At 53.7% G+C, this 24,489-nt stretch carries 27 protein-coding genes, 1 other RNA gene and 1 pseudogene; 12 read left to right on the forward strand and 17 right to left on the reverse strand.

The annotated features are described in order from the left end of the window. Positions 1-127 precede the first annotated feature (127 nt). From ACFX4O_RS21475 to ACFX4O_RS21500, 6 genes are all read left to right on the forward strand, one after another. Complete coding sequence (locus ACFX4O_RS21475; protein ID WP_131407711.1) at positions 128-1,462, forward strand: MFS transporter; 1,335 nt, start codon at positions 128-130, stop codon at positions 1,460-1,462. 28 nt (positions 1,463-1,490) lie between these two features. Then, a complete protein-coding gene (gene garL / locus ACFX4O_RS21480) occupies positions 1,491-2,261 on the forward strand; it encodes a 2-dehydro-3-deoxyglucarate aldolase (protein ID WP_380211139.1) in 771 nt (256 codons plus the stop codon). A gap of 31 nt (positions 2,262-2,292) precedes the next feature. After that, positions 2,293-3,183 carry a 2-hydroxy-3-oxopropionate reductase gene (garR, locus tag ACFX4O_RS21485; RefSeq protein WP_131407707.1) on the forward strand — a complete coding sequence of 297 codons (891 nt, stop codon included), beginning with the start codon at positions 2,293-2,295 and terminating at the stop codon, positions 3,181-3,183. A 103-nt stretch (positions 3,184-3,286) separates the two neighbouring features. Next, positions 3,287-4,432 (forward strand): glycerate 2-kinase, encoded by a 1,146-nt coding sequence (gene garK, locus ACFX4O_RS21490; protein ID WP_131407705.1) that lies wholly within the window; start codon positions 3,287-3,289, stop codon positions 4,430-4,432. A 32-nt stretch (positions 4,433-4,464) separates the two neighbouring features. Next, positions 4,465-4,843: RNase P RNA component class A (gene rnpB, locus ACFX4O_RS21495), an RNA gene on the forward strand. A gap of 313 nt (positions 4,844-5,156) precedes the next feature. After that, the gene (locus tag ACFX4O_RS21500) at positions 5,157-5,909 is read left to right on the forward strand and encodes a glutamine amidotransferase (protein ID WP_380211142.1); all 753 of its coding nucleotides are present in this window, start codon (positions 5,157-5,159) and stop codon (positions 5,907-5,909) included. Here the strand turns inward: ACFX4O_RS21500 and ACFX4O_RS21505 are convergent. Then, the gene (locus ACFX4O_RS21505; protein ID WP_380211143.1) at positions 5,889-6,281 is read right to left on the reverse strand and encodes a nuclear transport factor 2 family protein; all 393 of its coding nucleotides are present in this window, start codon (positions 6,279-6,281) and stop codon (positions 5,889-5,891) included. The two genes, ACFX4O_RS21500 and ACFX4O_RS21505, sit on opposite strands and share 21 nt — an antisense overlap. A gap of 90 nt (positions 6,282-6,371) precedes the next feature. Here ACFX4O_RS21505 and ACFX4O_RS21510 point away from each other — a divergent pair, with 90 nt between their 5' ends. Further along, on the forward strand, positions 6,372-7,088 hold the full coding sequence (locus ACFX4O_RS21510; RefSeq protein ID WP_380211145.1) for an AraC family transcriptional regulator: 717 nt from the start codon (positions 6,372-6,374) through the stop codon (positions 7,086-7,088). A gap of 69 nt (positions 7,089-7,157) precedes the next feature. Here ACFX4O_RS21510 and yhaL read toward each other — a convergent pair. Both yhaL and ACFX4O_RS21520 read right to left on the reverse strand, forming a co-directional pair. Beyond that, positions 7,158-7,244, reverse strand: a pseudogene (yhaL, locus tag ACFX4O_RS21515) (protein YhaL); the annotation flags it as partial. A gap of 95 nt (positions 7,245-7,339) precedes the next feature. Then, positions 7,340-8,041 carry a pirin family protein gene (locus ACFX4O_RS21520; RefSeq protein WP_131407698.1) on the reverse strand — a complete coding sequence of 234 codons (702 nt, stop codon included), beginning with the start codon at positions 8,039-8,041 and terminating at the stop codon, positions 7,340-7,342. A 105-nt stretch (positions 8,042-8,146) separates the two neighbouring features. Here ACFX4O_RS21520 and ACFX4O_RS21525 point away from each other — a divergent pair, with 105 nt between their 5' ends. After that, entirely contained in the window at positions 8,147-9,043 is an 897-nt protein-coding gene (locus ACFX4O_RS21525; protein WP_020455385.1) for a LysR family transcriptional regulator, read from the forward strand. Positions 9,044-9,074: 31 nt separating this feature from the next. Here ACFX4O_RS21525 and ACFX4O_RS21530 read toward each other — a convergent pair whose 3' ends face one another. The 11 genes from ACFX4O_RS21530 to ACFX4O_RS21580 all read right to left on the reverse strand — a co-directional run bounded on the left by ACFX4O_RS21530 (position 9,075) and on the right by ACFX4O_RS21580 (position 16,342). Next, complete coding sequence (locus ACFX4O_RS21530) at positions 9,075-9,422, reverse strand: DUF805 domain-containing protein (protein WP_131407696.1); 348 nt, start codon at positions 9,420-9,422, stop codon at positions 9,075-9,077. A gap of 124 nt (positions 9,423-9,546) precedes the next feature. After that, a complete protein-coding gene (locus ACFX4O_RS21535) occupies positions 9,547-10,533 on the reverse strand; it encodes a glutathione S-transferase family protein (RefSeq protein WP_380211147.1) in 987 nt (328 codons plus the stop codon). Positions 10,534-10,608: 75 nt separating this feature from the next. Further along, positions 10,609-11,001: a DoxX family protein gene (locus tag ACFX4O_RS21540; protein WP_380211149.1), complete on the reverse strand. Its 393-nt coding sequence runs from the start codon at positions 10,999-11,001 to the stop codon at positions 10,609-10,611. A 218-nt stretch (positions 11,002-11,219) separates the two neighbouring features. Next, positions 11,220-11,510 carry a YqjK-like family protein gene (locus ACFX4O_RS21545; RefSeq protein ID WP_131407692.1) on the reverse strand — a complete coding sequence of 97 codons (291 nt, stop codon included), beginning with the start codon at positions 11,508-11,510 and terminating at the stop codon, positions 11,220-11,222. Beyond that, positions 11,507-11,902 (reverse strand): phage holin family protein, encoded by a 396-nt coding sequence (locus ACFX4O_RS21550; protein ID WP_131407690.1) that lies wholly within the window; start codon positions 11,900-11,902, stop codon positions 11,507-11,509. The genes ACFX4O_RS21545 and ACFX4O_RS21550 overlap by 4 nt, the downstream gene beginning before the upstream one ends. 1 nt (position 11,903) lies before the next feature. Further along, the gene (locus ACFX4O_RS21555; RefSeq protein ID WP_131407688.1) at positions 11,904-12,206 is read right to left on the reverse strand and encodes a YqjD family protein; all 303 of its coding nucleotides are present in this window, start codon (positions 12,204-12,206) and stop codon (positions 11,904-11,906) included. A 38-nt stretch (positions 12,207-12,244) separates the two neighbouring features. Further along, positions 12,245-12,613: a DUF1090 domain-containing protein gene (locus tag ACFX4O_RS21560; RefSeq protein WP_380211194.1), complete on the reverse strand. Its 369-nt coding sequence runs from the start codon at positions 12,611-12,613 to the stop codon at positions 12,245-12,247. Between the two features lie 148 nt (positions 12,614-12,761). Further along, positions 12,762-13,148: an EnvZ/OmpR regulon moderator MzrA gene (mzrA, locus tag ACFX4O_RS21565; RefSeq protein ID WP_131407686.1), complete on the reverse strand. Its 387-nt coding sequence runs from the start codon at positions 13,146-13,148 to the stop codon at positions 12,762-12,764. 4 nt (positions 13,149-13,152) lie between these two features. Then, positions 13,153-13,815 (reverse strand): DedA family general envelope maintenance protein YqjA, encoded by a 663-nt coding sequence (gene yqjA, locus ACFX4O_RS21570; RefSeq protein ID WP_017457404.1) that lies wholly within the window; start codon positions 13,813-13,815, stop codon positions 13,153-13,155. A gap of 325 nt (positions 13,816-14,140) precedes the next feature. Next, entirely contained in the window at positions 14,141-14,917 is a 777-nt protein-coding gene (gene exuR, locus ACFX4O_RS21575; RefSeq protein ID WP_380211152.1) for a transcriptional regulator ExuR, read from the reverse strand. Positions 14,918-15,040: 123 nt separating this feature from the next. Further along, complete coding sequence (locus ACFX4O_RS21580; protein ID WP_131407681.1) at positions 15,041-16,342, reverse strand: MFS transporter; 1,302 nt, start codon at positions 16,340-16,342, stop codon at positions 15,041-15,043. A gap of 465 nt (positions 16,343-16,807) precedes the next feature. Between ACFX4O_RS21580 and uxaC the strand changes: the two genes are divergently transcribed. The 3 genes from uxaC (at position 16,808) to ACFX4O_RS21595 (ending at position 20,443) form a co-directional block, all read left to right on the forward strand. After that, positions 16,808-18,220, forward strand: a complete 1,413-nt coding sequence (gene uxaC, locus ACFX4O_RS21585; protein WP_380211154.1) for a glucuronate isomerase — start codon at positions 16,808-16,810, stop codon at positions 18,218-18,220. A 17-nt stretch (positions 18,221-18,237) separates the two neighbouring features. Next, positions 18,238-19,725: a UxaA family hydrolase gene (locus tag ACFX4O_RS21590; RefSeq protein WP_131407677.1), complete on the forward strand. Its 1,488-nt coding sequence runs from the start codon at positions 18,238-18,240 to the stop codon at positions 19,723-19,725. A gap of 163 nt (positions 19,726-19,888) precedes the next feature. Further along, positions 19,889-20,443, forward strand: a complete 555-nt coding sequence (locus tag ACFX4O_RS21595) for a YgjV family protein (RefSeq protein ID WP_131407675.1) — start codon at positions 19,889-19,891, stop codon at positions 20,441-20,443. A gap of 14 nt (positions 20,444-20,457) precedes the next feature. Here the strand turns inward: ACFX4O_RS21595 and ACFX4O_RS21600 are convergent, their stop codons facing one another. The 3 genes from ACFX4O_RS21600 to ACFX4O_RS21610 form a co-directional block, all read right to left on the reverse strand. Next, on the reverse strand, positions 20,458-21,426 hold the full coding sequence (locus ACFX4O_RS21600) for a TerC family protein (RefSeq protein WP_380211156.1): 969 nt from the start codon (positions 21,424-21,426) through the stop codon (positions 20,458-20,460). 247 nt (positions 21,427-21,673) lie between these two features. Beyond that, positions 21,674-22,672 carry a Gfo/Idh/MocA family protein gene (locus ACFX4O_RS21605; RefSeq protein ID WP_131407671.1) on the reverse strand — a complete coding sequence of 333 codons (999 nt, stop codon included), beginning with the start codon at positions 22,670-22,672 and terminating at the stop codon, positions 21,674-21,676. A 106-nt stretch (positions 22,673-22,778) separates the two neighbouring features. Continuing rightward, entirely contained in the window at positions 22,779-23,279 is a 501-nt protein-coding gene (locus tag ACFX4O_RS21610) for a M48 family metallopeptidase (RefSeq protein WP_380211158.1), read from the reverse strand. A gap of 70 nt (positions 23,280-23,349) precedes the next feature. Here ACFX4O_RS21610 and rlmG point away from each other — a divergent pair, with 70 nt between their 5' ends. Then, positions 23,350-24,480 carry a 23S rRNA (guanine(1835)-N(2))-methyltransferase RlmG gene (rlmG, locus tag ACFX4O_RS21615; protein ID WP_380211160.1) on the forward strand — a complete coding sequence of 377 codons (1,131 nt, stop codon included), beginning with the start codon at positions 23,350-23,352 and terminating at the stop codon, positions 24,478-24,480. Positions 24,481-24,489 lie beyond the last annotated feature (9 nt).

Genomic DNA, 24,489 nt, shown 5'->3' on the forward strand with positions numbered 1-24,489 from the left:
TTATACTGAGGGCTAATAAAAACTAAGTGCCAATTATCTGATATTAGTTTCGAGTGCTTAAATAAAATCAGATAAAAAACATCAAAATAATTATATTCTAAAGTTAGCGGTGCTCGAGGAAATTAAAATGACTGTTGAACATGCCGTTGAAACAAAACGGGGCTTACCCACCCGTTATTTAATTTTGCTGATTATATTTATTGTTACTGCTGTGAACTATGCAGACCGCGCTACGCTGTCCATTGCCGGGACAGAGGTTGCGAAAGAGCTGCAACTTGATTCTCTCTCGATGGGTTACATCTTTTCGGCATTTGGTTGGGCTTACCTGCTGATGCAAATTCCTGGCGGCTGGCTGCTTGACCGCTTCGGCTCGAAAAAAGTCTACACCTACAGCCTGTTTTTCTGGTCACTCTTCACCTTCCTGCAAGGTTTTGTCGATGTTTTCCCGATCGCCTGGGCCGGGATTTCGATGTTTTTCATGCGCTTTATGCTCGGTTTCTCGGAAGCCCCTTCATTTCCGGCAAACGCCCGTATCGTTGCGGCCTGGTTCCCGGCAAAAGAGCGCGGTACGGCCTCGGCGATTTTTAACTCCGCACAATACTTCTCTCTGGCGCTGTTCTCGCCGCTACTGGGCTGGCTGACCTTTTCCTGGGGCTGGGAACATGTGTTTACCGTGATGGGCGTGATCGGTTTTGTGCTGACCTTCGCTTGGGTGAAATTTGTCCACAACCCAACTGACCATCCTCGTATGTCCCGCGAAGAGCTGGAGTACATCGAGAAAAATGGCGCGGTCGTGGATATGGACCACAAAAAAACGGACGACAGTAAAAACGCCGGTCCTAAAATGGATTACATCAAGCAACTGCTGTGCAACCGCATGATGCTTGGCGTGTTTTTTGGTCAGTACTTTCTGAATACCATTACCTGGTTCTTCCTGACCTGGTTCCCGATTTATCTGGTCCAGGAAAAAGGCATGTCGATCCTGAAAGTCGGCTTTGTCGCCTCCATTCCGGCGCTGTGTGGTTTTGCCGGTGGCGTGCTGGGCGGATTTTTCTCTGATTACCTGATTAAGCGCGGTTCCTCGCTGACCGTGGCGCGTAAATTCCCTATCGTGGTTGGGATGTTACTGGCTTCAAGCATCATTCTGTGTAACTACACCGATAACACCGTGCTGGTTATCGCCCTGATGGCGCTGGCGTTCTTCGGTAAAGGCTTTGGCGCATTGGGTTGGCCGGTTATTTCCGATGTCGCGCCGAAGGAGATTGTGGGTCTGTGTGGTGGCGTATTCAACGTATTCGGTAACGTGGCTTCTATCGTGACGCCGCTGGTCATCGGATACATGGTTAAAGAGTTGCATTCTTTCAACGGTGCGTTGGTGTTCGTAGGCTGTTCAGCGCTGATGATGATGGTCTGCTATCTGTTCGTGGTTGGCGACATCAAACGTATGGAACTGAAGAAATAAGCAACAACTCATCATTAAGGTACAAAAGATGAATAACGATATCTTCCCAAACAAATTCAAGGCCGCGCTGGCGGCTCAACAGATTCAAATCGGTTGTTGGTCTGCGCTGGGTAGTCATATCAGCACTGAAGTTCTGGGCCTGGCAGGCTTTGACTGGCTGCTGCTGGACGGCGAACACGCCCCAAACGACGTGCTCACTTTTGTACCGCAATTAATGGCATTAAAAGGCAGCGTCAGTGCGCCAGTGGTACGTGTACCGACCAACGATCCGGTAGTTATCAAACGCCTACTGGACATCGGTTTCTATAACTTCCTGATCCCGTTTGTCGAAACCGAAGACGAAGCGGTGAACGCCGTGGCGGCGACTCGCTACCCGCCAGAAGGTATACGCGGTGTTTCGGTTTCGCACCGTGCCAATATGTTTGGCACCGTGCCGGATTACTTCCGTCAGTCCAACGCCAACATCACGATTCTGGTGCAGATCGAAAGCCAGTCGGGCGTGGATAACCTCGATGCCATTCTGGCGACCGACGGCGTAGACGGTGTGTTTGTTGGTCCAAGCGATCTGGCGGCTACGCTGGGTTACATCGGTAATGCGGCGCATCCGGAAGTACAGCGCACCATTCAACACATTTTTGCTCGCGCCAAAGCACACAACAAACCGAGCGGTATTTTGGCGCCGGTTGAAGCCGATGCACGCCGCTACCTCGAATGGGGCGCGACCGTGGTGGCCGTTGGTAGCGACCTTGGCGTGTTCCGCTCAGCCACGCAGAAGCTGGCCGACACCTTTAAGAAATAATCAAACCACCATTAAAGAGAGAGACGCAATTATGACGATGAAAGTTGGTTTCATTGGCCTGGGTATCATGGGTAAACCAATGAGTAAAAACCTCATTAAAGCAGGTTACTCACTGGTGGTCGTGGACCGTAACCAGGAGGCCGTTGCTGAAGTGATTGCCGCAGGCGCAGAAGCCGTCACCAGCGCGAAAGCCGTTGCTGAGCTGTGCGATGTGATTATCACCATGCTGCCGAACTCCCCCCACGTGAAAGAAGTGGCGTTGGGCGAAGGCGGCATCATCGAAGGCGCTAAACCGGGTACTGTGCTTATCGACATGAGCTCCATCGCACCGCTGGCGAGCCGTGAAATCAGCGAAGCGCTGAAAGCGAAAGGCGTTGAAATGCTGGACGCGCCGGTAAGCGGCGGTGAACCGAAAGCAATCGACGGCACCCTTTCCGTGATGGTGGGCGGTGACAAAGCGATTTTCGACAAATATTACGATCTGCTGAAAGCCATGGCGGGTTCCGTAGTGCACACCGGTGATATCGGTGCGGGTAACGTGACCAAACTGGCAAACCAGGTGATCGTGGCGCTGAACATTGCCGCGATGTCCGAAGCGCTGACGCTGGCGACCAAAGCGGGCGTTAACCCAGATCTGGTCTACCAGGCGATTCGTGGTGGTCTGGCGGGTAGCACCGTGCTGGACGCGAAAGCGCCGATGGTAATGGATCGCAACTTCAAACCGGGTTTCCGTATTGATCTGCATATCAAAGATCTCTCTAACGCGCTGGACACCTCGCACGGCGTTGGCGCGCAGCTACCGCTGACTGCTGCGGTGATGGAGATGATGCAGGCGCTTCGTGCCGACGGTCTGGGCAATGCCGATCACAGCGCGCTGGCTTGCTACTACGAGAAACTGGCGAAAATCGAAGTTACTCGTTAATAAGAAGGGCGCGGCGCTGCGCCCTTGACTCCTTATTTATCCACTTCTTCAGGTCGCTATTGGCCTGAAGGGTGAAGTGCGCGGCACTATCAGGCTCACAACTATGAAAATCGTAATCGCCCCAGACTCTTACAAAGAAAGCCTTTCAGCTACCGAAGTAGCGCAGGCGATAGAAAAAGGATTTCGGGAAATTTTTCCCGATGCTCAATACGTTTCCGTTCCGGTCGCGGATGGTGGCGAAGGTACGGTTGAAGCCATGATTGCCGCCACAAATGGCACTGTACACACCGCTAGCGTCATTGGCCCGTTGGGTAAACATGTTGAAGCCTGCTGGGGAATGTCTGGAGACGGAAAAACCGCGTTTATTGAAATGGCGGCGGCGAGCGGACTGGCGCTGGTTCCACCTGAATTACGTAACCCTTTGATTACCACTTCGCGCGGCACCGGGGAACTTATTTTGCACGCGCTGGAACATGGGGCGACCAACATTATTATCGGTATTGGCGGTAGCGCGACTAACGACGGCGGCGCGGGTATGGTGCAGGCGCTGGGCGCGAAACTGACCGATGCTAACGGGACTGAAATCGGCCACGGCGGCGGTAGTCTGATAAGCCTTAACGGCATTGATATTTCCGGGCTCGATCCGCGTTTGCAACACTGCACGCTGCGTGTTGCCTGCGATGTTACTAACCCGCTGACCGGCGAGCAGGGCGCATCACGTATTTTTGGCCCGCAAAAAGGGGCGACGGAAGCGTTGATTGTCGAACTGGATCGCAACCTCAGTCATTTCGCCGATGTTATTAAAAAATCTCTGCACGTTGATGTGAAAAACGTGCCGGGCTCCGGCGCAGCGGGCGGGATGGGCGCTGCGCTGATGGCTTTTCTCGGCGCGGAATTACGCAGCGGCATTGAGATCGTGACGCAGGCGCTGAATCTCGAAGAGCATATTCACGATTGCACACTGGTGGTGACGGGCGAAGGGCGTATCGACAGCCAAAGTATTCACGGCAAAGTGCCGGTGGGTGTGGCGCATGTCGCCAAAAAATACCATAAGCCGGTGATCGGTATCGCCGGGAGTTTGACCAGCGATGTGGGCGTGGTTCACCAGTACGGCATTGATGCGGTATTTAGCGTTTTGACCAGCATCGGTACGCTGGAAGAGGCGTTTCGCGGCGCATTTGACAATATTTATCGCGCTTCGCGTAATATTGCCGCCACCTTGCAGGTTGGAATGTTGACGGAAGGGTGACAGGCGCAAGCAAACCCTCTATACTGCGCGCCGAAGCTGACCAGACAGTCGCCGCTTCGTCGTCGTCCTCTTCGGGGGAGACGGGCGGAGGGGAGGAAAGTCCGGGCTCCATAGGGCAGGGTGCCAGGTAACGCCTGGGAGGCGCAAGCCTACGACCAGTGCAACAGAGAGCAAACCGCCGATGGCCCACGCAAGTGGGATCAGGTAAGGGTGAAAGGGTGCGGTAAGAGCGCACCGCGCGTCTGGCAACAGTTCGCGGCACGGTAAACTCCACCCGGAGCAAGGCCAAATAGGGGTTCATAAGGTACGGCCCGTACTGAACCCGGGTAGGCTGCTTGAGCCAGTGAGCGATTGCTGGCCTAGATGAATGACTGTCCACGACAGAACCCGGCTTATCGGTCAGTTTCGACTCTTAAAGACCCTCGCAGGAGCAATCTTGCGGGGGTTTTGCTTTTGGCGGCTAAAGATGAATGACTGCCCACTCCGCTTTCGATGAAAGAACGCGGCTTACCGGCCAGTGTCGACTGTTCAGGTAAAAAACCGCTTCGGCGGGTTTTTGCTTTCTCGGGCTGGAACTTACCGGCGTTTTGCTTTCGTGCACGTCGTACCGTTAAGCACCGGCACTTCTAACCTTATAAATAAATATCCCGTCGGAAGTCTGTCGAAAAGCGCTAACATGTTCTTAAACGGTTTTGAAACTAGCATCGCGGGAGTCGCTGGCGTCATGGAACAAAAATCATTGATCATTATTCAAATGGGGGACGCCCCGGAGCCTTTACGTGAAGCTCATGGCGATATACCCGGCTGGTTTTGTCGCGTTATCGGCTGTGCGCCAGAAGAGGTGGAAGTGGTTCGCGTCTTTGAAGGCGAAACGCTGCCAACCCCGGATGCGCGCCGGGCGGCGATCATTACTGGCTCATGGGCGATGGTTTCCGACAGGTTGCCGTGGAGCGAGAAAACCGCAGAATGGATCCGCGAAGCCATTGCGGTTGAGATGCCGCTGTTTGGTGTTTGCTATGGCCATCAGCTAATGTCCTGGGCCTTGGGCGGGAATGTTGAATACCATCCGCAGGGCCGTGAGGCGGGGACGAAAACCGTTTATTTGCACGCCTCGGCGCTCAACGATCCGTTACTGAGCCATCTGAGCGAGAGTTTCCCGGCGCACCTGACGCACCGACAAACCGTGACGCGGCTGCCTGAAGGCGCATCGGTGCTGGCTTCTTCCGCGCATGATAACCACCAAATTGTCCGTTACGGGCCTTGGGCAATTTCAGTGCAGTTCCACCCGGAAATGACGCCGGAAATCGCGACCGATCTGTTGCGTTTGAACCGTGCGCACATCGAAAAAGAGGGCACCGATGCCGACAACTTAGTTGCCAGCGTGCTGCCCGCACCGGGTGCGGCGGAGATCCTGCGCCGTTTCGTGCAGGAGGTTGCCGACCGCAACAAAACGCTATTATCTAATGCTGCCCAGTAAACTGTCTTTCGCCGTGCCCTGCACCAGCCGGGTTAACTCCTCGCAGCGAGTGATTAACCCGTTCTCCAGCGTGAAATGCGCAAACACGTCAATGTGCGCCTGAGAGCCATCTTTCTTACTCACCGCCACAAGATGGTGCGTCAATACTTCATTGTTTTGCCGGGCAATGGCGACCACTGTCAGGTTAATGGCGTGCGTCAGGTGTTTGAGCTTTGCCATATGATCGACAAAGCCCGCGAAATCCAACGCCTGTCCGTCGACAACTTGTTGATAATCTGGCGAGAAGAATTCGCGGATTTTGGCTTCGTTATGGTCAGGGTGGCAAACGATACTGTGCAAAGCCAGGGCGATACGTTGGGTGATATCCATCATTGTTGTCCTCATTTATGTTTATAAAGAGGATATCGCCCCACCGCGTTGGTACATTAACCGTATCAGGACATGAAATACGGTTTATCAGCCATGTTGATCGTACAAAACCAGCGGCTCACGCATCAAAGCAAGCACATCACTGAGTGGCACCAGCATGCTACCGGGCAGCTTTTTTGCATCCAGCGGGGGATGATTATTGTGAAAACCGAGCAGGCGCAATGGGCGCTAACGCCCGCGACGGTCGGCTGGTTTCCTGCGCATATTCGCCACTGCGCCTGGAGCGTGGGCGAGGTAGAGGGGCATAGCTTGCAGCTCAACCATGATGATGCTCCTGCTTTCGCGGGCGTGTGGCCTGCCGATCCGTTCATGATGTCATTGATGGAGCGCATAACGCAGTGTAGCCCGGCTCGCCAGGCTTCTCTTCTGGCTGTGATGATGGAGGAAATTCGTATTGTGCCCTCCGCGCCGTTGCAACTGACATTGCCGCAAGATCGCCGGGCGAAGCAAGTAGCAGAACTGTTGTTGTTGGAACCACAAAATACGGCAAATCAGACACAGCTGGCGTGTTGCTATGGCTTAAGCGCCAGAACATTAAGTCGTTTGTTCAGCGAACAAACCGGGCTGAGTTTTAGCCAGTGGCGACAGCAGGCAAAAGTCCTGGCATCAATGGCGCATCTGCTGCGTGGGGTGTCGGTGAGTGAGACGGCAGAACGCTGCGGGTACGATAACGTCAGTGCTTTTATCGCCGCATTTAGACTGCGCTTTGGCAGCACGCCTGGACAGTTTCAGGCACGAAACCGGGCGTGAGAAGTTTACGTGGAACGACAGTATGCTCAGCAGAGATTTGCCCCGGTCTTATGCGCCGGGGCTTATGGGTCAGGCAGTGGCTTCTTCTTCCGCAAGACGGACTTCGGCTTCTGCGACAATCGCTTCCAGTTCTGTCAGCATCTCTTCAAAACCGAATCCAGCCAGGGCGGGGAGTGGGGTGTGCTGTGTAGGATCTGTCATTAAATTCATTGTGCTGCTCATTTCATTTACTCACTTACTTAACGCAACTATCACACGGGTAAATCTATCAGCAAAGCGCGCAACGGCGTATCTGCAACCAGTGTTATGTTAGCCTCGTCACGAATAAACGCGCCGTCGCCGCAGGTCAGTGCTTCTTTTGCTTCGCAATGCGTAACGGCGTGTACCGTACCGTGAATGGATTGCAAATAGGCACGTGGGCCATGCAATTGAATCTTTAACTCTTCGCCTTTTGCCAGCTCAATATGGTGCAGCCACACTTGCTGGCGGAGCTGCAAACTTCCCTGGCTGCCGTCAGGGGAGGCCAGCAGTTGCTGCGCCGCATCGGCGACGGTCATTTTTTGCACCGGCGGGTTTTCACGCTCCGGGCAGGCATCAAGCCATAACTGCATACGCGTTAATGTTTTGTCTTTGCTCAAGTTATGCTCGCTATAGCTAATACCGGGCTGGGTGGCAATTAACAACGCTTCACCGGCTTTCGCCTGAACATGGTTGCCCTCGCTATCGCGATACTCCGCTTCACCTTCCAGAATCAGGTTTAAAATATCCACTTTCGGGTAGGTGCGTGGCTGGAACGACGCGCCAGGCGCGAGCACTTCCTGATTCAACACACGCAAGGAGGCATAGCCCAGCAATTTCGGGTCGAAGTAATGTCCAAATGAAAAGGTGTAGCGGGCCTGAAGCCAGCCGAAGTCAGCTTGTCCGCATTGTTTCGCAGTACGTGTAGTAATCATGATTGTTGACCTCTCTTTACTTAAAACAATGTTAAAGGTATGGACGCTGCATTGTTAGCCAGATATTCTGCCCGGTATGTTCAAATTTCCTGAATGAGAACACTCATGGCTAAAGAAAGGGCGCTGACGCTGGAAGCATTACGCGTGATGGATGCGATTGACCGGCGCGGAAGCTTTGCCGCGGCGGCAGATGAGTTGGGGCGCGTGCCTTCTGCGCTCAGCTATACCATGCAAAAACTTGAAGAAGAACTGGATGTCGTTCTGTTTGACCGCTCCGGGCACCGAACGAAATTCACCAATGTCGGGCGAATGCTGCTGGAACGTGGTCGCGTACTGCTCGAAGCCGCCGATAAACTGACGACCGATGCAGAAGCGTTGGCGCGCGGCTGGGAAACCCATCTGACGCTGGTGACGGAAGCGCTGGTGCCGACGGTCGAACTGTTTCCGCTAGTGGACAGGCTGGCCGCAAAAGCCAATACGCAGTTATCGATCATTACTGAAGTGCTGGCCGGGGCGTGGGAGCGGCTGGAGCAGGGGCGTGCCGACATTGTTGTTGCGCCGGATATGCATTTTCGCTCTTCGTCAGAAATCAACTCACGCAAGCTTTACTCAGTGATGAATGTCTACGTTGCTGCGCCGGATCATCCAATCCATCAGGAAGCGGAACCGCTCTCGGAAGTGACGCGTGTGAAATACCGCGGCGTGGCGGTTGCCGATACTGCCCGCGAGCGCCCGGTGCTGACGGTGCAGCTTTTGGATAAGCAGCCAAGGCTGACGGTCAGCACTATCGAAGATAAGCGCCAGGCACTGCTGTCCGGTTTGGGGGTGGCGACGATGCCTTATCCGTTGGTAGAGCAGGATATTGCCGAAGGCCGCTTACGTGTTGTAAGCCCGGAATATACCAGCCAGGTGGATATTATTATGGCCTGGCGTCGCGACAGTATGGGCGAAGCGAAAGCCTGGTGCCTGCGCGAAATTCCCAAGTTGTTTGCCGGTAAATAAGTCATTGCTCCAGCAGGTGGAGCACGGCGTTTCAGGGGAACGCTTTCGGCTCCGGGCCAAAGAGGTTTTCTACCGGCGTGCCGCGCTGGCTGTAAAACGCCAGCAGCATCAACCAGCCAATTACCGGGAACAGCAATAGCAGTAACCAGCGCCAGCTCCGGTTAGTATCATGCAGACGGCGCACCTGAACCGCGAGACTCGGCACCAGCACCAGCAGCGCGTAAACCAGGCTTAACAGGTGCCAGCCGATGATCTTATCGATCACATACAGCACGCCAAAGAGAATGGTGTTGACCAGTGTGAACATCCAGAACTCGCGGCGGTGCGCGCGCCCGTGGAAGGTAGCGTAGTTACTCAGTACCTTAAAATACCAGTCCATCCTCACCCTCGGTCAACGGTCAATCCGTTGTTTTCTAAACGATCCCTGTAAGAATAGACGGCAAAAATACAAAGCGAAAATCCGGCGAGAAATAATTTGGGCGCGGTGAGACGCGCCCGGAAGATCAGGCGAAACGAAGATCGCGCCCGTGAGGCTCATCCAGATCCTGCCACGGCCCGATAGAGATAATCCCGTTCGGGTTAATGGTTTTGTGGCTGCGGTAATAGTGGTTGCGGATATGGGCGAAATCGACCGTTTCCGCAATGCCCGGCATCTGGTAAATGTCGCGCAGGAAGCCGTGCAGATTCAGATAGTCGCTGATACGGTGTTTGTCGCACTTGAAGTGCGTGACATAGACCGGATCAAAACGCACCAGTGTCGTCCACAGGCGGATATCCGCTTCCGTTAACCGATCGCCGGTCAGATAACGATGCTGTCCGAGGATTTGCTCAAGGCGTTCCAGCGCATTGAATACATTAATTACTGCTTCGTCGTAAGCCTGCTGGCTGGTGGCGAACCCGGCTTTATAGACACCGTTGTTCACGTTGTCGTAGATCCAGCCATTCAATTCATCTATCTGGCTGCGTAATTCTGGCGGATAGTAATCTCCGGCTTTCGCGCCCAAACCGTCAAAGGCGGTGTTGAACATACGAATAATTTCCGCCGATTCATTACTGACAATGGTGTGGTTCTTTTTATCCCACAGCACAGGAACCGTAACGCGGCCGGTGTATTGCGGATCGGCATGCAGGTAAAGCTGATAGAGAAATTCGTGTTGATACAGCGTGTCGCCAGTAGCGGCCGGAAAATCATCGGCAAATGTCCAGCCGTTCTCCAGCATCAGCGGGTTGACCACGGAAACGGAAATAAACGGCTCAAGGTCTTTTAGCGTACGCAGGAGAAGCGTGCGATGCGCCCACGGACAGGCGAGTGAAACATACAGGTGGTAACGGTCTTTCTCGGCGGCAAAGCCACCTTCGCCAGAAGGGCCTGGTGCGCCATCTGCGGTAAGCCAGTTGCGAAACGCAGATACTGAGCGCTGAAAACGTCCGCCGGTGGATTTGGTGTCATACCAGTTGTCGTGCCAGACGCCGTCGATCAGTTGTCCCATTTTGTCTCCTCCTTCTGAATAGCAAAAGCGAGGAGTGGTCTCCTCGCTTTGATCTCTTCACTCAGTATAGAGCGCTTACCATTTTTTATTCAGTACGCGGTCGATACTGATGGCGCCCGGACCGGTAATACCCAGCAGCAGGTAACCGCCAGCGATGGTCAGGTTTTTCATAAACATCAGCGAGTTCACGCCTTCCGCAAAGTTACTGTGGAAGATGAAAGCGGTCAGCAGCGTGAAACCGGCAGTGAACAGTGCTGTGGTACGGGTCAGGAAACCGAACAGAATGGCCAGACCGCCGCCAAACTCAAGCAGAATGGTCAGTGGCAGGAGGAACCCCGGCACGCCCATCGCTTCCATATACTGCTGAGTACCCGCATAGCCGGTGATTTTGCCCCAGCCTGCTGTGATAAACAGAATCGGCATCAGGATACGAGCAACCAGGAAACCAACATCTTCTAATTTTTTCATCTTTCTCTCCAGGGAACCACAATAGCGGCTTTCAGTAAAATGTCTGCAATTACGGGCAGATGCCGCGTGCTTGCTGTCGATGGAGAGGATAGTAATCGTGATGGGAAAAGATTGTTAGCAAGGAAAACTGTCGAAATTTTTCAAAAAAACTGAGCAAGCGAAAAAGCAAACGGGCGATGGATAACCATCGCCCGCGAAAGCCGTGCTGTGATTGTGTTTCAGTGCGTTGCGTTGAGCGTCGATTTGACCAGCCGCCATAAGCTCCACGCGCTTAAACCGCGTTTAGCCCAGCGCACAAGCATGTTGGGGTGGCGAACGGACCATATCGCCATCGCGCTGCTGCCCACCAGCGCCCAGGAGCGCAAGCTGAGCAGCGTGTTCCAGCCACGATCGTAAGCACCGGTTGCTTCCAGCCACTCCCGACGGCTGGCGGTGAGATCCAGGCGTTGTTGTTGGATCTCACTGAGCAAACGTGCTTTGCGCTTCAGACGTTCCGCTTTGCCGCTCACTTATCCTCCTCCAGCAAGGCACGGTCGTTTGCCAGTTCCTGGCGAGTATGACGCAACAGCGTCGAGGCCCGCGCTTTACGCAATGTCCAGATGCCGCCTATCAACGCCAGCACCAGCAACACGACGGTGGTTGCAATCATCGCGTTCAGGCGATATTGCGGATCGATGGCCCAAATAATCAGCACCATCAGGCTCATCAGGCCAAATGCGGCGAAAAGCATGGTTAGCCCTACCATAAGCAGCAGCTGGAATAAGTTCGCTTTCTCTTCTTCCAGCTCGACAACCGCCAGCCGCAGGCGGGTCTCAACCATTTCGACAAGGATGGTCACAATGCGTTGACCAATCCCCAGTACGCTTTTGCCCGGCCCTTGCGCGTTGCGTGGCTCCATCATCTTAGCGACGCGACAGCAGCACGCCCAGCACCACACCAACGGCGGCACCGATACCGACGCTGGCCCACGGGTTATCACGCACATACTCGTCGGTACGGGCAGCCGCTTCGCGGGTTTGGCGGGCGAGCGCATCGCCGGTTTCGCCCAGACGGTGACGGCTTTCGCGCAGCGCCTGTTCCGCTTTGGTGCGTAATTTACTCAGCTCTTCTTTCGACTTATCACTGGAATTGCTCAGCACTTCTTCCAGCGTATCCGCCAGGGATTTCAACTCAGCGCGCAAATGGTCAGCATTATCTTTCGACATAATTTTCTCCAGGTGAGTGAGTGGTTATTTCCATTCGATCAGTAGTCACGCGCTTCCAGGGCTTTCAGTTCTGCCTGAGCCTCTTTCAGCTTGTGCTCGCGTTTGCTTATTTTGTCCGCATTGCCTTTTTGCTTGGCCTCATTCAGGTCGTGGCGGCGCTCGGCAACCTCTTCTTTCATCTCAGCGATTTTTTTCTGATGGGCGGCGCGCAGCTTGCTGTCAGAGCAATTGGCGCGCACTTCTCGCAGCGCCTTGTTCAGACCGTCAATGCGGCTCTGATTGTTATGCTTTTCGGCATAGCTGATTTCACGCTGGATCTCATGTTCCTTTTCCTGGCAGGGCGAAGCCGCCTGGGAAAATGCGCTCAGCGAAAAAAGAGCCAGCGCCAGTGCGATGCGGTTGTTCATAATCGAGAACCTTCCATTGTTGGCCAGCGAAACGATGGTCACGCCAGCATCCAGTGACATAAAGCGAACTCTGGTTCCGTGTACTCAAGCATAGTAAGTAAACGGCCAAACACCAAAGTGAGTGAAAAGATTCAGAATCCTGGAAAGGTTAACCGAATCGATGTGCGCTGTTGCGCAGGCGGGTCAGCCACGCGGAGGTTTGGTTGTTATCATCGTCCTGGGCGGCAATGATGTAACCATGAGGTAAGGTGCGATCCAGTACGATTTTCGCCGCCGCGCTCTGCTCACTGGATTCAAACTTGATTAACAGCGTGTCGTCCTGCGGCGTAATGCTTTTAAAGTGAATACCGTTGGCATCCAGATGGTGCCAGACAGAGAAACCATCCGGTACGCTGACGTTTTGCGTGATTGGGCGAATCGCCAGCGTTGATTCACTGTTTTGCAAGGTCGTCCAGGCGAAAAACATCACGCTGAAAACGGCCATCGCCGCGACACCCATCAGTAACCAGCGTAAAAAGGGACGTTGCAATTCCATGGACTTAACCCCGATTACGATATTTTTTCTTCCACAGCACCACCAGTGAGCCAGCGAGGCCAATCACCAGTAATACGACCGGAAGCAACATCAGGCAAGACATCAGGGCATCTTCGTATTTACGAAACACCGGCGTCTTGCCCAGCAGATAACCCAGCGTGGTCAGTATCAGCACCCACAGCAGGCCGCTCATCCAGTTAAAGAACTGGAAGCGGGCATTACTCAGACCAGAAAGTCCGGCAATAGTTGGTAACAGAGTGCGAACAAACGCAATAAAACGACCAATTAGCAGGGCGGAAAGGCCATGTTTGTGGAAAAGATGGTGCGCGCGCTGGTGATAATGCGCAGGCAGATGCGATAACCAGTTTTGCACGATGCGCGTATTACCCAGCCAGCGCCCCTGAATATAACTGAGCCAGCAACCCAGGCTTGCCGCTACGGTAAGCAACAAAATGGTTTGCGGATATCCCAGCGCGCCTTTTGCAATCAGCACGCCAATCAGCACCAGTAAACTATCGCCCGGAAGAAACGCTGCCGGAAGCAGGCCGTTTTCAAGAAATAAAATGACAAATAAAACAAAATAAAGCATGCCGATCATACCGGGCTGCGAGAGTGTCGCGAAATCCTGGCTCCAGAGGGCATGGAGTAATTGGCTTAAAAGTTCCATTCAATGTTCCTGGTACATCGGTTTACGTCACGCCCAGCACAGCACGGCGATTATCTTTAATACATTATGGTCGCTCGTGGCACACTCGATACGGCATATTCTGGTAACGGACGTTGTGAGCAAGCACTAACTTACATGATGACAAATGCATCCAATTGTAACAAATGCCGACGTTATGAGTCAGTCAGAAAAATGAGTTTCGGTGATGATTTTGCTTGTCGCGGCAGGGGGAGGCGAGGCTATTTACAAAGGCTGACACTCTAGACGGTTTACTTACCTTAAACCGAGGCAGGCGCAGCGTAAGTGTGCGCCTTGTAGGACATTTTTATTTACTGCCGGTTGCGGCGGTATCGAGATGCACCACCGGGTTTTCCGCAAACAAATAGCGATCGGCGTTGAATTCGAAATCATCACTGGTTTCGTTAAACAGCATCTGTTTGGTGTTTTCCAGATGTTGCCACATTGCCACTTTCGCCGCGTGTGGGTCTTTGCGAATCAGCGCGCGGAGGATCTGGTCATGATCATCACACCAGTTATCCACGGTGCGTAAGTCGATATGATCGTGCAGTTTTTTCCAGTACGGGTTGTGCACACGCTGTGTCCACATTTTCTCGACGATGGCTGCAAGCGCCGTGTTCTGCGTGGCCAGCGCTACCTGCACATGGAACTGCAAATCCCATTCAGAATCGCGGAAGCACTTCTCTTTACGCGCGTTATCCTGAATTTCCATCAGCTTCATGATGTCCTGTTTCGTCACCTGGGTGGCGGCGAACTCAGCAATATTACTTTCGATAAGCTGGCGTGCCTGAAGCAGTTCAAACGGGCCGTAATTGGCGAACTCAAGGTTTTCATCCGGCACCTGAGTATGGCGCGCCACGTTGGAAATAACATGAATGCCGGAACCTTTGCGAACTTCAACATACCCTTCCACTTCGAGCATGATAATGGCTTCACGAACCACGGTCCGGCTTACGCTTTTTTCATCGGCGATGAAGCGCTCGGCGGGCAGTTTGTCTCCCACAAGATAGACGCCTTGCTCAATACGGCTTTTAAGCTCGGCGGCAAGTTGCTGGTACAAACGTCGTGACTCGGCGATTTCCATATGTGAGCTCCAGGAAAAAGAAGGGCAATAATAGATTTGTTATACCACTTTTACTGCTTTCTCACCATCGCAGATAGTAAAAAAGCCGCATCAGGCGGCTTTTTTACGTATCAGAATCGAGGTTTAACTTTGTGCGGCGGGGCCACCAAGCGAGTGCTCTTTCACGACCTCGTCGGCGGTTTTATTTTTCAGTACGGTCCAGATAACCACTGCACCCATCAGGTCGAACAGCGCCAGCACGGCAAACAGCGGGCTAAAGCCGATGGTATCTGCCAGTGCACCAACTACCAGGGCAAACATGGTACTTGCCGTCCATGCCGCCATACCGGTCAGGCCGTTCGCAGTTGCCACTTCGTTACGACCAAATACGTCTGAAGAGAGTGTAATCAGCGCGCCGGACAGAGACTGGTGAGCAAAACCACCGATACACAGCAGGCCGATTGCCACATACGGGCTGGTGAACAGGCCGATCATGCCTGGGCCAATCATCAGTACCGCACCCATGGTCACAACCATTTTACGGGAAACAATCAGGTTCACACCGAAGACACGCTGGAACAGCGGCGGCAGGTAACCACCCACGATACAACCCAGGTCAGCGAACAGCATCGGCATCCAGGCGAACATGGCGATTTCTTTCAGGTTAAAACCATAAACCTTGAACATGAACAGCGGGATCCAGGCGTTAAAGGTACCCCAGGCTGGTTCTGCCAGGAAACGCGGCAGCGCGATGCCCCAGAACTGACGGGTACCCAGAATCTGCCAGACAGACATTTTCTTACCGTTGTTGGTCTGGTGTTGTGCTTCCTGGCCGCCAATAATGTACTCGCGTTCTTCTTCGCTCAATTTTTTCTGATCGCGCGGGTGTTTGTAGAAAATCAGCCAGGCCATCGCCCATGCAAAGCTCAGCACACCAGAGATGATGAACGCCATTTCCCAGCTGTGCATGACAATTGCCCACACCACCAGCGGCGGCGCAATCATCGCACCAATAGAAGAACCCACGTTGAAGTAGCCCACCGCGATAGAACGTTCTTTCGCCGGGAACCACTCGGACGCTGCTTTCAGGCCAGCCGGGATCATCGCTGCTTCAGCGGCACCCACTGCGCCACGCGCCAACGCCAGACCACCCCAGCTGCCCGCCAGCGCAGTCGCGCCGCAGAACACTGCCCAGGTAATCGCAAAGAAGGCATAACCAATTTTGGTGCCCAGAACGTCCAGTACGTAGCCTGCAACAGGCTGCATTACAGTATAAGCCGCGGAATACGCCGCAATGATGTAAGAGTATTGCTGAGTCGTAATGTGCAGCTCTTCCATCAAGGTTGGAGCGGCAGCCGCTACGGTGTTACGTGTCAGGTAGCCCAGCACGGTGCCGACCGTCACCAGTGCTATCATGTACCAACGTAATCCTTTGATTTTACGCATGTAAACCTCATCGTTATGTTATTACCGCCTGCGCGGCCATCCTTCGATCGCGTTCGGAGGATGAAACGGGGAGGACGTAACCGGGACAACTCCCGGTACGGCCCAAACCTTGCCATAAGTAAGCGTGTTTAAGTCGGTATCCGTACCCAAAAAATCCGATTAACTTTTTATCGGGAATGCATTCCGTCGGCTTATGTGTTCGACGGCAGGAAAGATAACTTGTCATACAACTTGAAAAGGTGAGTGACATCACAAAAGTGTTTTTCTTTGTGTGGTCTTTAACTTTGCCGGGATAAGCCAGAAACGGCGCGGGTTGGCGGGATATTTGCGCGATTAGATTGTCAGTTTTTGTCTGCTTTTATTGATCCAACTCACGAAAATATCCTCGGTCTATAGAAATTGGTGTGATAACTTTGGCAGCATTAAAGGTAAGCATCAGACGCACTCGTTTAGAGGAAGACGATAATGACCCCGTTTATGACTGAAGATTTTCTGCTTGATACCGAATTTGCTCGCCGTCTGTACCACGACTACGCAAAAGACCAGCCGATTTTTGACTATCACTGCCACTTGCCACCGCAACAGATCGCTGACAACTACCGCTTTAAGAACTTGTATGACATCTGGTTGAAAGGCGACCACTACAAATGGCGCGCCATGCGCACCAACGGCGTACCTGAGCGCCTGTGTACTGGGGATGCTTCCGATCGTGAGAAGTTTGACGCTTGGGCAGCGACCGTGCCGCACACCATTGGTAACCCGTTATACCACTGGACGCATCTGGAACTGCGTCGCCCATTTGGTATTACAGGTAAGGTGTTGTCGCCGTCTACCGCCGACGAAATCTGGAACCGGGGTAATGAACTGCTGGCGCAAGATAAATTCTCTGCGCGCGGCATCATGCAGCAGATGAACGTGAAAATGGTCGGCACCACCGACGATCCGATTGACTCGCTGGAACACCACGCCTCGATCGCCAAAGACGGCTCCTTCCACGTTAAAGTGCTGCCGAGCTGGCGTCCGGACAAAGCGTTCAACATTGAACAAGCCACCTTCAACGATTACATGGCAAAACTGGGTGAAGTGTCTGATACCGACATTCGCCGCTTTGCCGATCTGCAAACTGCGCTGGGCAAACGCCTGGATCACTTCGCCGCGCACGGCTGTAAAGTTTCCGACCACGCGCTGGATGTGGTGCTGTTCGCTGAAGCCAGCGAAGCCGAGCTGGATCGTATCCTGGCACGTCGCCTGGCGGGTGAAACGCTGAGTGAGAAAGACGTGGCGCAGTTTAAAACTGCGGTGCTGGTATGGCTGGGTGCGGAATACGCCCGTCGCGGTTGGGTGCAGCAGTACCACATCGGCGCGCTGCGTAACAACAACCTGCGTCAGTTCAAATTGCTGGGGCCAGACGTTGGTTTCGACTCCATCAACGATCGCCCGCTGGCGGAAGAGCTCTCTAAACTGCTGAGCAAGCAGAATGAAGAGAACCTGCTGCCGAAAACCATTCTGTACTGCCTGAACCCGCGCGATAACGAAGTGCTGGGCACCATGGTTGGCAACTTCCAGGGTGAAGGTATGCCAGGCAAAATGCAGTTCGGTTCCGGCTGGTGGTTTAATGACCAGAAAGATGGCATGGAACGTCAGATGACGCAGCTTGCGCAACTGGGTCTGCTGAGCCGCTTTGTCGGCATGCTGACCGACAGCCGCAGTTTCCTGTCTTACACCCGCCACGAATATTTCCGTCGCATCCTGTGCCAGATGATTGGTCGCTGGGTCGAAGCGGGCGAAGCCCCGGCAGATATTCAACTGCTGGGCGAAATGGTGAAAAACATCTGCTTTAACAATGCGCGTGACTACTTCGCGATTGAACTGAACTAAGGCCGTTTGAGGTTGATATGCAATACATCAAGATCCATTCGCTGGATAACGTTGCGGTAGCACTGGCGGATCTCGCTGAAGGCGCGGAAGTCGTAATCGACAACCAGACCGTTCGGCTGCGCCAGGCGGTGGTTCGCGGGCACAAGTTTGCCCTGCAACCCATCGCTAAAGGTGAAAATGTTGTCAAGTATGGTCTGCCAATTGGTCATGCGACAGCAGATATCGCGTCGGGCGAGTACATCCATTCCCATAATGCCCGTACTAATCTGAGCGATGTGGACGAGTATAGCTATCAACCTGATTTTCAGGAGGAAGGCGCACAAGCGGCGGATCGTGACATTCAGATCTACCGCCGCGCTAACGGCGAAGTGGGGATCCGCAACGAGTTGTGGATCCTGCCGACGGTCGGCTGTGTAAATGGCATTGCCCGTCAAATTCAGACCCGTTTCCTGAAAGAGACGCAGGACGCCGAAGGTATCGACGGCGTTTACCTGTTCAGCCATACCTACGGTTGTTCACAGCTGGGTGACGATCACATTAACACCCGCACCATGCTGCAAAACATGGTGCGTCACCCGAACGCAGGTGCGGTACTGGTGATTGGTCTGGGCTGTGAAAACAACCAGGTCGACGCCTTCCGTCAGACGCTCGGTGAATTCGATCCGGAACGCGTCCACTTTATGGTCTGCCAACACCAGGATGACGAAGTGGAAGCCGGTCTTGAGCATTTGCATGAGCTTTATCAGGCAATGCGTAACGACAAGCGTGAACCGGGCAAACTGAGCGAGCTGAAATTCGGCCTTGAGTGCGGCGGTTCCGATGGCCTTTCTGGCATCACCGCCAACCCGATGTTGGGCCGTTTCTCGGACTACGTAATCGGCAATGGTGGCACCACCGTGCTGACCGAAGTACCGGAGATGTTCGGCGCGGAACGTATCCTGATGAGCCACTGTCGCGACGAAAGTACTTTTGAGAAGACCGTTACCATGGTCAACGACTTCAAACAGTACTTTATTGCGCATAATCAGCCGATTTACGAGAACCCATCGCCGGGTAACAAAGCGGGCGGTATTACGACGCTGGAAGAGAAATCACTGGGCTGCACGCAGAAAGCGGGTGCCAGCCAGGTGGTGGATGTGCTGCGTTACGGTGAACGCCTGAAAACCCACGGCCTTAACCTGCTGAGCGCACCGGGTAACGATGCCGTTGCTACCAGCGCGCTGGCCGGGGCGGGCTGCCATATGGTGCTGTTCAGTACCGGTCGCGGTACGCCTTACGGTGGTTTTGTGCCGACGGTGAAAATCGCCACCAACAGCGAACTGGCGGCGAAGAAAAAACACTGGATCGATTATGATGCCGGTCAGTTGATTCATGGCAAAGCCATGCCGCAACTGCTGAACGAGTTCGTGGATGTTATCGTCGATATCGCTAACGGCAAAAAGACCTGCAACGAGAAAAACGATTTCCGCGAACTGGCCATTTTCAAAAGCGGCGTCACGCTCTAATTTACCTTCATCTTTCGCGCCATGTCTGTGTTGGCTACGCCCATTCAGCCCGGTCGCTTACTTGTGTAAGCTCCCGGGGATTCGTGAGCTTGCCGCCTTGCCCTGGCGCGAAATCTTTTGGTAAATCGACACCCCTCCACTTCAGACCCAACAAGGAATTTCCATGACCACGTATTGGCTTGCCCAGGGCGTTGGGGTGATTGCCTTTCTGATTGGTATTACAACTTTTCTCAACCGTGATGAACGGCGCTTCAAAAAACAACTCTCGGTCTACAGCGCCATCATTGGTGTGCATTTCTTTCTGATGGGCGCATTTCCTGCGGGTTCCAGCGCCATGCTTAACGCCATTCGCACCCTGATTACTCTGCGTACCCGTAGCCTGTGGGTGATGGCGCTATTTATTGTGCTTACCGGTGGGTTGGGGCTGGCGAAATTTCACCATCCGATGGAGTTGTTGCCGGTTGCCGGGACGATTGTCAGTACCTGGGCACTGTTTCGTTTTAAAGGCTTGCCGATGCGCTGCGTGATTTGGTGCTCGACTGGCTGCTGGGTGATCCACAATATTTGGCTCGGATCGATTGGCGGTTCGCTGATCGAAGGCAGCTTTTTAGTAATGAATGGCCTGAATATTATTCGCTTCTGGCGAATGCAACAGCGCGGCATCGACCCGTTTAAAGTCGAAACCGCGCAGCAAAAAGAGACGCCTGCCGCACATTGACGGCAGGTTAGCCCTTATTCCAGCCGTTTTTTCTTGTCGTTCTGGTGGTTAACCCACGCGTTGAGCAGCATGGTCAGCACGAGGATGCCGCCCACTACGCCAAGTGAGATGGCGATGGGAATATGGAAGAAGTCGACAATCAGCATCTTAATGCCGATAAACACCAGAATTACCGACAAGCCATATTTCAACATCGAGAAGCGTTCTGCCACGCCCGCCAGCAGGAAATACATTGCGCGCAGGCCCAGAATCGCAAACAGGTTTGAAGTCAGTACGATAAACGGATCGGTGGTCACGGCAAAAATCGCCGGGATGCTGTCGACCGCGAAAATCACATCGCTCAGCTCAACCAGAATCAACACCAGCAGCAATGGCGTGGCGAACAGCAAGCCATTTTTGCGCACGAAAAAGTGCTCATTTTCGATGGTATCGGTCATGCGTAAATGGCTGCGCAGCCAACGCACCAGCGGTTTGTCGCCGATCCCCGTTTCGTCCTCTTTCGCCAGCGCCATTTTCACGCCGGTAAACAGCAGGAATGCGCCAAAGACATAGAGCAGCCACGAGAACTGAGTGATAAGCCAGCTGCCGGCGAAAATCATAATCGTGCGCAGCACAATCGCGCCGAGCACGCCGTAAACCAGCACCCGGCGCTGCAACGCGGCAGGCACGGAGAAGTAGCTAAACAGCATCAACCAGACGAAGACGTTATCGACTGCCAGCGCTTTTTCAATCAGATAACCGGTGAGAAATGCCAGCGCCTGTGTGTCGGCAACGGCGCGTCCTTCGGTTTGCGTGAGATACCACCAGAAGGCGGCGTTGAACAGCAGGGAGAGGCTGACCCAAACCACAGACCAGGCGGCCGCCTGCTTCATGGTCATCGTATGGACGCCGCGACGCCCCTGAAGCAGAAGGTCGATGGCCAGCATAATCGCCACTACAACAGCGAAGCCGCCCCATAACATCGGTGTGCCGACAGTATTCATTGCGTGAATCCTTACCTAAAAACAAAAACGGCTAACGTCGGAAGAGGTTAGCCGTTTGCTTTAGGTGCAATGGATCCTCGCCTTCCGGCAAGGTCTCACTTACGTCTGTGAAGACGCCCGGCGACCGGATGCATATACGCATCGTAATGACGATCCACCGGCAATGAAGTTACTCCCCTTTGCAGGTAACAAAATATGTCAGCACATTGATTCCGTCAATGTGAAGCCATGCATGCTTTACGAACCTTTACGCGGGGAGCTGTTCACCGACATCATCCGCCGGGAAGACGACGCCAATCTGGCGGCGAATTTCCGTTTGCAGTTTGGCCGTGACCCGGCTGACATCCAGGCCCGGATGGTTCACTTCGTTTTCTTCCACCAGGCGGGCAAAAGTTTCCGCTTCATACAGCATGGTATTGATATGCTGCGGCTGCGTCAGTTCCTGCGCTTTGCCGCCGCGCGGCACGAACGAGATTTTCTGGCATTCGGAGATTTTCTCGATCACCAGCGATCCGGCTTCGCCCTGAATTTCGCTCGGCAGCACGGAATCACTTACTTTTGAGTGTTGCAGCGTGACGCTGAAATCACCGTAATCCATGACCACCACGCCGTGCGCATCCACACCGCTTTCCAGCAGGCTGGCGGTGGCCTGAACGCTGTGCGGCTCGCCCCACAGCGCCACGGCGGATGCCAGGCAGTAGAAACCAATGTCCATAATGGAACCGTTAGAAAACGCCGGATTAAAGGTATTCGGGTTTTCTCCGTCCAGGTAGCGCTGGTAGCGTGACGAGTACTGGCAGTAGTTGATAAAGGCTTTACGCAGCTTGCCCGCTTTGGCAAGCGTTTGTTTCAGCAAGATAAAATTCGGCAGGCTGGCGGTTTTGAACGCTTCAAACAGCACCACCTGATTTTCCCGGGCGCAGGCGATGGCCGCTTCCACTTCACGCAGGTTAGAGGCCAGCGGTTTTTCGCAGATCACATGCTTTTTGTGACGCAGGAAAAGCTGCGTCTGCGGGAAGTGCAGGGAATTCGGGCTGGCAATATAAACCGCGTCAATCGCATCGCTTTGCGCCATATCTTCTAGCGAAGTAAACAGATGCTCGACAGGGTAGTCGTTAGCGAACGTTTGCGCCTGTTCAAGGCTGCGGGAAAAAACGGCGGTGAGTTTATATTTGCCCGTTTCATGGGCGGCATCGACAAACTGGCGGGTGATCCAGTTCGTACCTATGACAGCGAAACGTATCATACAGGCGCTAATTCTCCGTAAGGGGGGTCTTTGATCACTCTAGCATGACGAGATGACAAAACCAGTGCACTGCCCCGCACAAGCACAAAAGGTGATGGCTAAAACCTCAGCCGTGACGATCCAACGATAGATGCGTCAGCCACAACCGCGTATCAAACTCGAGCTGGTGGTACTGCGGCTCCATATAGCAGCACAACTGGTAGAACGCTTTGTTGTGATCTTTCTCTTTCAGGTGCGCAAGCTCGTGAACCACGATCATCCGCAAGAAGGCTTCTGGCGCGCCGCGAAACACCGTCGCGACGCGGATTTCTGCTTTGGCTTTTAACTTACCGCCCTGCACGCGGGAGACCGCAGTGTGCAGGCCGAGCGCATTGTTCAACACGTGGATTTTGCTGTCATACATCACTTTATTCACCGGCGCAGCGTTACGCAGGTACTGATTTTTCAGCTCTTGCGTATAGTGATAAAGCGCTTTATCAGTGGTGATGTCGTGGCTTTCCGGGTAGCGCTTTTTCAGCACCTCGCCCAACCGGTTCTGTTCAATCAGGGTAGTAACCTGCGTAAGCAGGGATTCAGGGTAGCCCTGAAGATAGGTCAGCTTGTTCATGGCGAAATGTGTTTACATCTCCGGATAATTAAGCGATAAAACGCGCGAATTTTAGCATTACGGAGGGTCGATGAGCCAGGTTGAGTTAAACGGACAGTCATTCACTTTAGACAGATTCCCTGTCGGCGTGGAAGAGGCGTCGCTACAGGCGTGGGACGCGGCGGATGAGTATCTGCTGCAACAGGTGAATGAGGTCGATGGCCCGGTTCTTATTTTTAACGACAGCTTCGGCGCGCTGGCGTGTGCGCTGGTGTCGCATCGCCCGGTTTCCGTCAATGATTCCCATATCGCTGAGCTTGCGGCGCAGCACAACTTGCGCATTAACGATCTGGATGAAACCGCCGTCACGCTGCAAGACAGCCTGAGCCCACTGCCTGCAAACCCGGCGTTAGTGCTTATCAAAGTGCCAAAACAGCTGGCGCTGCTGGAGCAGCAACTGCGCGCGCTGCGCAACGTGGTGACGTCGCAAACGCGGATTATCGCCGGGGCGAAATCGCGTGATGTCCACAACTCGACGATAGCGCTGTTTGAAAAAATCCTCGGGCCGACCACCACCACGCTGGCATGGAAAAAAGCACGGCTCATCAACTGCACATTTAGCGCGCCTGCGCTTGACGAGAGTTCGATGCTCGCCAGCTGGAAGCTGGACGGTACGAACTGGACTATCCATAACCATGCCAACGTCTTTTCCCGCAGCGGGCTGGATATCGGTGCGCGATTTTTCCTGCAACATCTGCCGGAAAACGTCGAAGGCGAGATGGTTGATCTGGGCTGCGGCAATGGCGTAATTGGTTTAAAACTGCTGGCGCAAAACCCGAACAGCCGTGTGTTGTTCGCCGATGAGTCGGCAATGGCGGTCGCTTCTGCGCGGCTTAATGTGGAAGCGAACCTGCCGGAAGCGGTCGAACGCAGCGAGTATATGATTAATAACTCGCTGTCCGGCGTGGAACCGGACAGGTTTGATGCGATAGTGTGTAACCCGCCGTTCCACCAGCAGAGCGCGATCACCGATCATATTGCCTGGCAGATGTTTAACGATGCGCGTTTTTGCCTGAAATATGGCGGCGAGCTGCGCATTGTTGGCAACCGCCACCTCGACTATTTCCGCAAGCTAAAACGTGTTTTTGGCAACTGCGAAACACTAGCCACCAACAACAAGTTCGTGGTGCTGAAAGCGGTGAAAGTGCGTAAAAAGCGTTAATTGAAAGTG

Origin of the sequence: Kosakonia sp. YIM B13571, from assembly GCF_042788095.1 — a bacterium.
Classification (GTDB): Bacteria; Pseudomonadota; Gammaproteobacteria; order Enterobacterales; family Enterobacteriaceae; genus Kosakonia; species Kosakonia quasisacchari.